Source organism: Mycoplana azooxidifex, from assembly GCF_014196765.1.
In the GTDB taxonomy this organism is placed as follows: domain Bacteria; phylum Pseudomonadota; class Alphaproteobacteria; order Rhizobiales; family Rhizobiaceae; genus Mycoplana; species Mycoplana azooxidifex.
Window position 1 is genome coordinate 39,347 of record NZ_JACIEE010000004.1, and the last position, 6,990, is coordinate 46,336.

The 6,990-nt window shown below is 66.1% G+C and carries 5 protein-coding genes; 3 read left to right on the forward strand and 2 right to left on the reverse strand.

Going from position 1 to position 6,990, the window contains the following annotated elements; all coding sequences use genetic code 11:
- Positions 1 to 3: 3 nt before the first annotated feature.
- The gene (locus tag GGQ64_RS09480; RefSeq protein ID WP_183802744.1) at positions 4 to 807 is read left to right on the forward strand and encodes an ABC transporter permease; all 804 of its coding nucleotides are present in this window, start codon (positions 4 to 6) and stop codon (positions 805 to 807) included.
- Between the two features lie 15 nt (positions 808 to 822).
- On the opposite strand, the gene GGQ64_RS09485 is transcribed toward GGQ64_RS09480, so the two are convergent.
- Together GGQ64_RS09485 and GGQ64_RS09490 are read right to left on the reverse strand one after the other, a co-directional pair.
- A complete protein-coding gene (locus tag GGQ64_RS09485) occupies positions 823 to 2,172 on the reverse strand; it encodes a sigma-54-dependent transcriptional regulator (protein ID WP_183802747.1) in 1,350 nt (449 codons plus the stop codon).
- Complete coding sequence (locus tag GGQ64_RS09490) at positions 2,169 to 4,007, reverse strand: ATP-binding protein (RefSeq protein ID WP_246422551.1); 1,839 nt, start codon at positions 4,005 to 4,007, stop codon at positions 2,169 to 2,171. The genes GGQ64_RS09485 and GGQ64_RS09490 overlap by 4 nt, the downstream gene beginning before the upstream one ends.
- 245 nt (positions 4,008 to 4,252) lie before the next feature.
- Here GGQ64_RS09490 and GGQ64_RS09495 point away from each other — a divergent pair, with 245 nt between their 5' ends.
- Both GGQ64_RS09495 and GGQ64_RS09500 read left to right on the forward strand, forming a co-directional pair.
- A complete protein-coding gene (locus GGQ64_RS09495) occupies positions 4,253 to 5,587 on the forward strand; it encodes a dicarboxylate/amino acid:cation symporter (protein WP_183802753.1) in 1,335 nt (444 codons plus the stop codon).
- 490 nt (positions 5,588 to 6,077) lie between these two features.
- The coding region (locus GGQ64_RS09500; protein ID WP_246422553.1) for a cadherin-like domain-containing protein at positions 6,078 to 6,990 on the forward strand (913 nt) is incomplete at its 3' end.

Genomic DNA, 6,990 nt, shown 5'->3' on the forward strand with positions numbered 1-6,990 from the left:
CCCATGTACAAGCCCGGCCCCCTCGCCCTCGTCCTCGCAGCCTTCGTGGCGATCTTCCTGCTGCTGCCGCTCTTCGCCGTGGTCCCCGTATCCTTCACGCCGGCCCGGTTCCTGACCATGCCGAGCGGCAACTGGTCGCTGCGCCACTACCAGGCGCTCGTCGACAACCCGGCCTGGCTGCAGGCCACCCTGCTGTCGGTCCGCATCGCCTCCCTGAGCGCTACGATCTCGACGGCGCTGGCGCTCGCCTTCAGCCTCGGCCTGTGGATGTATCGCCCCTGGATTGCGAGCATCCTGATCGGCTTCGTGCTGATGCCGATGGTGGCCCCACCGGTCGTCTCGGCGATCACGCTCTACTTCTTCCTGACCTCGCTCTCCCGCCTCAACGGCCTCGTCGGCTACGACACCACGCTCGGGGTGGCGCTGGCACATTCGGTGATGATCGTGCCCTTCGCGGTTGTCCTGATCATGGTGGCGCTGGCGCAGGTGGATCGCCGCATCGACCTCGCCGCCCGCGGATTCGGCGCCGGCGTCTTCCAGCGCATCTTCAAGGTGATCGTGCCCAACATCCGCTTCGGCCTGCTGACGGCCTTCTTCCTCGCCTTCGTGCTCTCGTGGGAGGAAATCGGCGTGACGCTGTTCATCACGTCGGTCAACGCCGTCACCCTGCCGCGCATGATGTGGATGGGCCTGCGCGACAACATCGACCCGGCGATCGCGGCAATCTCCGTGGTGCTGATCGTCGTCGTCATCGCCGTGATCCTCGGCAAGACGGCGATCACGGCGATGGCGGCCAAGAGGCAATAGGGCCGGCCCGGCCGCTCACCCCTTCTTGCCGGCGTAGTCGCTCCTGACGATACCGTGGCGCTGCAGCTTGTCGTAGAAGGTCTTGCGCGGCACGCCGAGGGCGGCAAGCGACTGCTGCACGTCACCGCCATGCGATTTCAGCGTCTCCCGTATGATTTCCGCCTCGAAGCGCTCCAGCCTTTCCGGCAACGGCAGTGCTTCGGCGGCTGCTGCCTTCCCGGCGCCGGGCGCATCCTCCGGCTGCATGCCGAGCACGACGCGCTCGGCGAAATGCGACAGTTCGCGCACGTTTCCGGGCCACGCATGCTCGCGCAGGTGCCGGCTCACGGCGGCCGAAAGCTGCGGCAGGTCGCGGCCGAAGCGCCTGGCCGCCCGCTCGGCGAAATAGCCGAACAGCAGCGGCACGTCGTCCTGCCGGTCGCGCAGCGGCGGAATGGCGAGGCTGACCACGTTGAGTCGGTAGTAGAGGTCCTCGCGAAAGTCCCTGCGCTGCGCGGGGTCGCCGAGATCGACCTTGGCGGCGGCTACCACGCGCAGGTCCACCGGCCGCACCTCGTTCGTGCCGAGCGGCGTCACCTCGCGCATCTCCAGCACCCGCAGCATCCTGACCTGGCTCTCCGGCGGCATGCTTTCGATCTCGTCGAGAAAGAGCGTACCGCCGCTCGAATGCTCGATGCGGCCGATGCGCTTCTTCTGCGCGCCGGTGAAAGCGCCGGGTTCGTGACCGAAGAGCTCACTCTCTATCACCTGCTCGGGCAGCGCCCCACAGTTCAGCGCCACGAAATTGCCCTTGGCCCGCCGGCTCCAGCGGTGCAGCAGTGTCGCCACCACCTCCTTGCCAGTGCCGGTCTCGCCGGTGACGAGCACATCGACGTCGGTGTCGGCGATCTGCCGCAGCATGTCGCGCAGGCGCAGCATGGCACGCGACTGGCCGATCAGCGGAAGATCGCCTTCCACGTCCCGCGCCGCGGCGCGCAGTCTGCGGTTCTCCATCACCAGCGACCGCTTCTCGGCCGCCCGCCGGACGGACTGGATCAGCCGGTCGGTGGCGAACGGCTTGGTGACGAAATCGTAGACCCCGTCCTGGATCGCCTTGACCGCCATCGCAATGTCGCCATGGCCCGTCACCAGCACCACCGGAATTTCCGCGTCGAGCCCCTGGATCTGTGCAAAAAGCTCCAGCCCGTCCATGCCGGGCATGCGGATGTCAGAGACGACGACGCCCGAAAAATCCTCATCCAGCGCTGCAATCGCCTCCCGGCCCGAGGTGAAGGTCGAGGTGTCGAAACCGGCGAGCTGCAGCGTCTGCGCCGTCGCCCGCAGCAGATCCCGGTCGTCGTCGACGAGATGCACCGGGATCGTCATGGGCTTTCTCCCGCAGGCTTGAGATGGACGGTGAAGCAGGTGCCGTCCGGCCCGGTCCGGACCTCGATCCGGCCGCCATAATCGGCCACGATGTCCTTGGAGATCACGAGCCCGAGGCCCAAGCCCTTCTCCTTCGACGAGTTGAAGGGCGAGAACAGCTCGTCCATCACCTCCGGCGCGATGCCGGGGCCGTTGTCGGCAATCGACACCGCGACCACGTCGCCTTTCGCCTCGGTCGAGACCGTAACGATCGGGTCGGAGCGTTCCGCCACGGCCTCCAGCGCATTCTGGAAGAGATTGATGAACACCTGCTCGAGCCGCAGCCGGTTTCCGAGAACGAAGACACGGTGCGCGGAAGGATCGATGCGGAGCGCTTCCAGGCTGCCGGCAAAGCGGCTCCTCAGAAGCTCCACCGCACCCTCGATCGCCTCTCGCAGGTTCACCGGCTCGGCCCCGGCCCGGCCCTTTCGCGCCAGCGCCTTCAGGTCGTCGGTGATCGCGCCGATGCGCTCCGTCAGGCCGGCGATCTGGTCGAGGTTCTCCATCGCCGTGCCCGCCTGCTGTCGTGACAGGAAGACCTTGGCGTTGTCGGCATAGGCGCGGATGGTCGCGACCGGCTGGTTGATCTCATGCGCCACGCCAGCGGCCACCTGCCCCAGGATCGCCAGCCTGTTGGCCTGCACCAGCTCCTGCTGCACCGTCTGCAGCCGCGTCTCGGTCGACCGGTGCTCGGCGATCTCCGCCTGCAGCCGGTCGCGTGCATGGCTGAGGTCGGCGGTCCGCTCCTCCACCCGCCGCTCCAGCGCGTACCGCGCCTCCTCCGCCGCCGCGATCTCGGCGAGCACCAGCTGGCGGCGGCGGAGCCAGAAGGCGGCGGTCGCTAGCAGCGGCGCCAGCGCCAGAAGCGCCATCATCCGCGCTTCCCGGACGGCGGCCGCCACGGATGGCTGCATCGGCACGAGATAGCCCAGGCGCCAGGGCGTCGATGCGGCCGGCACGAGGATCCTCAGGTAATCGGCACTACCGCCGCCGGGCATGGCCGCCGTGATGATCTCGCTGTTGGGACCGACCGTGCGCCGCTCGGCGATCGGCAGCGGAACGAGGGGGGCATCGCCGAACTGGAGGCTTTCGCGGATCGCCGCAAGGCTGTCAGACGGAAGCGCCCGCGTCGTCATGAACCGCCACGAGGGAATGCTGGAGATCAGCACGACGTCGTTGTCGTCCACGACGTAGACGGGGCGCCGGGCATCCGACCACTCGCGCTCCAGCCCGTCGAATTCCATCTTGACCACGACGACGCCCTGCGGGGCCGATGCGTCGCCGACCCGGTGGGAAATGTAGAGCCCGGGCCGCCTGCTGACAGTGCCGAGCGCGAAATGCTCCGCCTTCCCTTCCGCCATCCCGCGGGTGAAATAGGACCGGAAGGCGTAGTTGTTGCCGACGAAACTGTCCGGTTCCTGCCAGTTGCTGGAGGCGATCGCCAGCCCGCTGGCATCGGTCACGTAGATGACCGAGGCGCTGCTGGCCTGGACGAGCTGTTCCAGCTTGCGGTTGAGACGGTCCCGGTTCCCGGGCGTCGGCTGCGACAGCGCGTCCTGCACGTCGCGGTCCAGCGAAAGCAGCAACGGCACCGCCCGCGGCCGCTCCAGCACGGCCCGCAGAAGAGCGACCTTGATGTTGGCATCGGTCCGGCCCTGCCCTTCCAGGGCGGACAGCGCGCTGGAGCGCCCATAGATGCCGGCAGCGACCAGAGCGGCCGCGACGAGCAGGGCCGCTATCCCGGCGAATGTCGCCCAGGCGAGGCGGGGCCGGCTGCCGACCAGCGAATTGGTCATGAGTGTCGCAGGCGCAAACCTATGCATGATCCAATATGTGCATGAAATCACACGGACGGCAAGAACGGACGTGCGGAATATCGCACATATTGACGTTGCTGGATTTTCCGCCTCTCCACGAAATCGCATGATTTCAATTCGTTAGATCGACCACGAGCAACTGGCACGACGCTTGCTGAACCATTCCCCGACGTAACTGTTCGCCCCGGGAGGCCGATTGCGGTTGGGGCACAACGGAGGATCACATGCAGATTTCGACTGACGGCGCGATCAAGCGCGAAACCCTGCCCTTCTACCGGCACCTCTATTTCCAGGTTCTGGTGGCGATTGCCGCCGGCATCCTGCTCGGCCACTATTCTCCCGAGCTCGGCGCCTCGCTGAAGCCGCTCGGCGATGCCTTCATCCGCCTCGTCAAGATGATCATCGCACCTGTGATATTCCTGACCGTGGCCACAGGCATTGCCGGCATGTCCGACCTGAAGAAGGTCGGCCGCGTCGCCGGCAAGGCGATGATCTACTTCCTGACCTTCTCGACGCTGGCCCTGGCAGTCGGCATGCTGGTCGCCAACGTCGTCCAGCCGGGCGCCGGCATGCACATCGATCCGGCCTCGCTCGATGCGAGCGCGGTTTCCACCTACGCGACCAAGGCGCATGAGAGCACCATCACCGGCTTCCTGATGAACATCATCCCGCAGACGATCGTCGGCGCCTTTGCCGAGGGCGACATCCTGCAGGTGCTGTTCTTCTCCGTGCTGTTCGGCATTGCGCTCGGCATGGTCGGCGAAAAGGGCAAGCCGGTCACCGATTTCCTGAACGCGCTGACCGCGCCGATCTTCCGCCTCGTCGCCATCCTGATGAAGGCAGCCCCGATCGGTGCCTTCGGCGCCATGGCGTTCACCATCGGCAAGTACGGCATCGGTTCGATCGCCAACCTCGCCTTCCTGATCGCCACCTTCTACGCCACCTCGCTGCTGTTCGTGTTCGTCGTGCTCGGCGCCGTCGCCCGCTACAACGGCTTTTCGATCGTGGCGCTGATCCGCTACATCAAGGAGGAGCTGCTGCTCGTGCTCGGCACCTCCTCGTCCGAGGCCGCCCTGCCGGGCCTGATGCAGAAGATGGAAGCCGCCGGCTGCAAGCGCTCGGTCGTCGGCCTCGTCATTCCGACCGGCTATTCCTTCAATCTCGACGGCACCAACATCTACATGACGTTGGCGGCGCTCTTCATCGCGCAGGCCGTCGACATCCAGCTCTCCTACGCCGACCAGATCCTGCTGCTTCTGGTCGCCATGCTGAGTTCCAAGGGCGCCGCGGGCATCACCGGCGCGGGCTTCATCACGCTTGCGGCAACACTCTCCGTCGTCCCCTCCGTCCCGGTCGCCGGCATGGCACTGATCCTCGGCATCGACCGCTTCATGTCGGAATGCCGTGCGCTGACGAACTTCGTCGGAAACGCCGTCGCCACCATCGTCGTGGCCCGCTGGGAAAACGAGCTCGACGTCGAAAAGCTCAACAGCGCCATGGGCGGACGCAGGAGCAACGGCCAGCTGCAGCCCGCCGGCGCGCTCCAGCCCGCAGAGTAATTCCTCCCAAGGGAAGAGACCGCGGTCTCCGTGAATGGCTCGCCGCAACCCGCGGCGGGCCATTCGTCGTTTCGGCGCCGTCGCAAAGTCCGCACCGGCTCACCTGTCTCGACGCATGCACCCGGGCATCATGGGGCTAGCGAATAGGACGCAACGCAAGGGTGCGTGACGGCTGACCAAAGCCGCCATCTACGGCCTTTGCCATAGCCCATCACCTCCCCTCCCACCGCCGATCTACCTCATGGGTGGGTCATCCCACCCACTTCATAGGCGGTGGCAAGGGAGGGGCCATTTCGCCCATTGGCTGTGTTCGTTTCCGGACAGTCCCTGCGTATAACCCTAGGTGGAGAAAGAATTTCCGGCATCCCGCACAGTCGCCGCGACAGGCGCGGCGCCATCCGCAAGGCGGGACGACAGCACACACAGGGCCCGGTCGACCGACCGCGCCGTCCCGATCAATCCGCCCCGCCCCTTGAGGAGAAGTCGCACCATGGCCACACCGGAGTCACTTACTTTCGAAGGCATTCCGCTAACGGGCGACGATGATGGCGACGATACCGCGAGCTTGGGCGGCAGCGAGCGGGCGATCGGAAACTGGACGATCAGACTGCTGGACGAGGACGGCAATGTCGGCTCGTCCCACACCGAGTTTCTCGACGTCATCAGCGACACGGAAGAATCCGTCCTCGTGAATTCGAGCGACTACGGCCTGCGTGTGCTCGGCACCCTGGGGACGATCGCTGCAGCGGAGTTTGCCGCGACCGATGGCGAGAAGTTCTGGCTCAAGAGCTTCCAGATCGACAACTACGGCATGGGAGAAGCCGAGAACGATGTCTTCTCCGACACCGTCCGCGTGGTCGGTTATGCCGACGGGGTGGAGGTTGGCCACCAGGACTTCACGGTCACGGACTTCGTCGACACGACGGTAACGCTGCAGGGCAAATTCTGGCAGTCGATCGACACGTTTCGCATCGTCCAGCCGAACGGCGCGCCCGATATCGCCTTCGTCATCGACGATATCGTCGTGGCGGGCGTCCCCGTCCCGCCGACGCTCACGGGCGACCTGACGGCGACGGTGAAGGAAGGCGGCAGCTACAGGATCACCACCGCCGACCTCAACTTCTCCGACCCCGACGACGACGCCTCCGGCGTGCGCTTCACCATCTCCGACGCCTCGAACGGCAAGGTCCATGTCGACGGCAAGGCCGCGACCAGCTTCACCGGCGCCGAACTCGCCGCTGGCAAGGTCACCTTCGTCCACTCGGGCTCAGAAACGACCAAGGCCTCCTTCAAGGTCGTAGTCGAGGATGGCAACGAGGACGGCTCGACGCCGGTCGGCAAGATCTTCAACCTCGGCGTCACCCCGGTCAACGACGCGCCGAAGCTCACCGGCGACCTCAAGG

Excerpts from the sequence above, each read along its gene's own strand:
- GGQ64_RS09485 (WP_183802747.1), bottom strand. The coding sequence starts at position 2,172 with ATGACGATCCCGGTGCATCTCGTCGACGACGACCGGGATCTGCTGCGG.
- GGQ64_RS09495 (WP_183802753.1), top strand. The coding sequence starts at position 4,253 with ATGCAGATTTCGACTGACGGCGCGATCAAGCGCGAAACCCTGCCCTTC.
- GGQ64_RS09490 (WP_246422551.1), bottom strand. The coding sequence starts at position 4,007 with ATGACCAATTCGCTGGTCGGCAGCCGGCCCCGCCTCGCCTGGGCGACA.
- GGQ64_RS09480 (WP_183802744.1), top strand. The coding sequence starts at position 4 with ATGTACAAGCCCGGCCCCCTCGCCCTCGTCCTCGCAGCCTTCGTGGCG.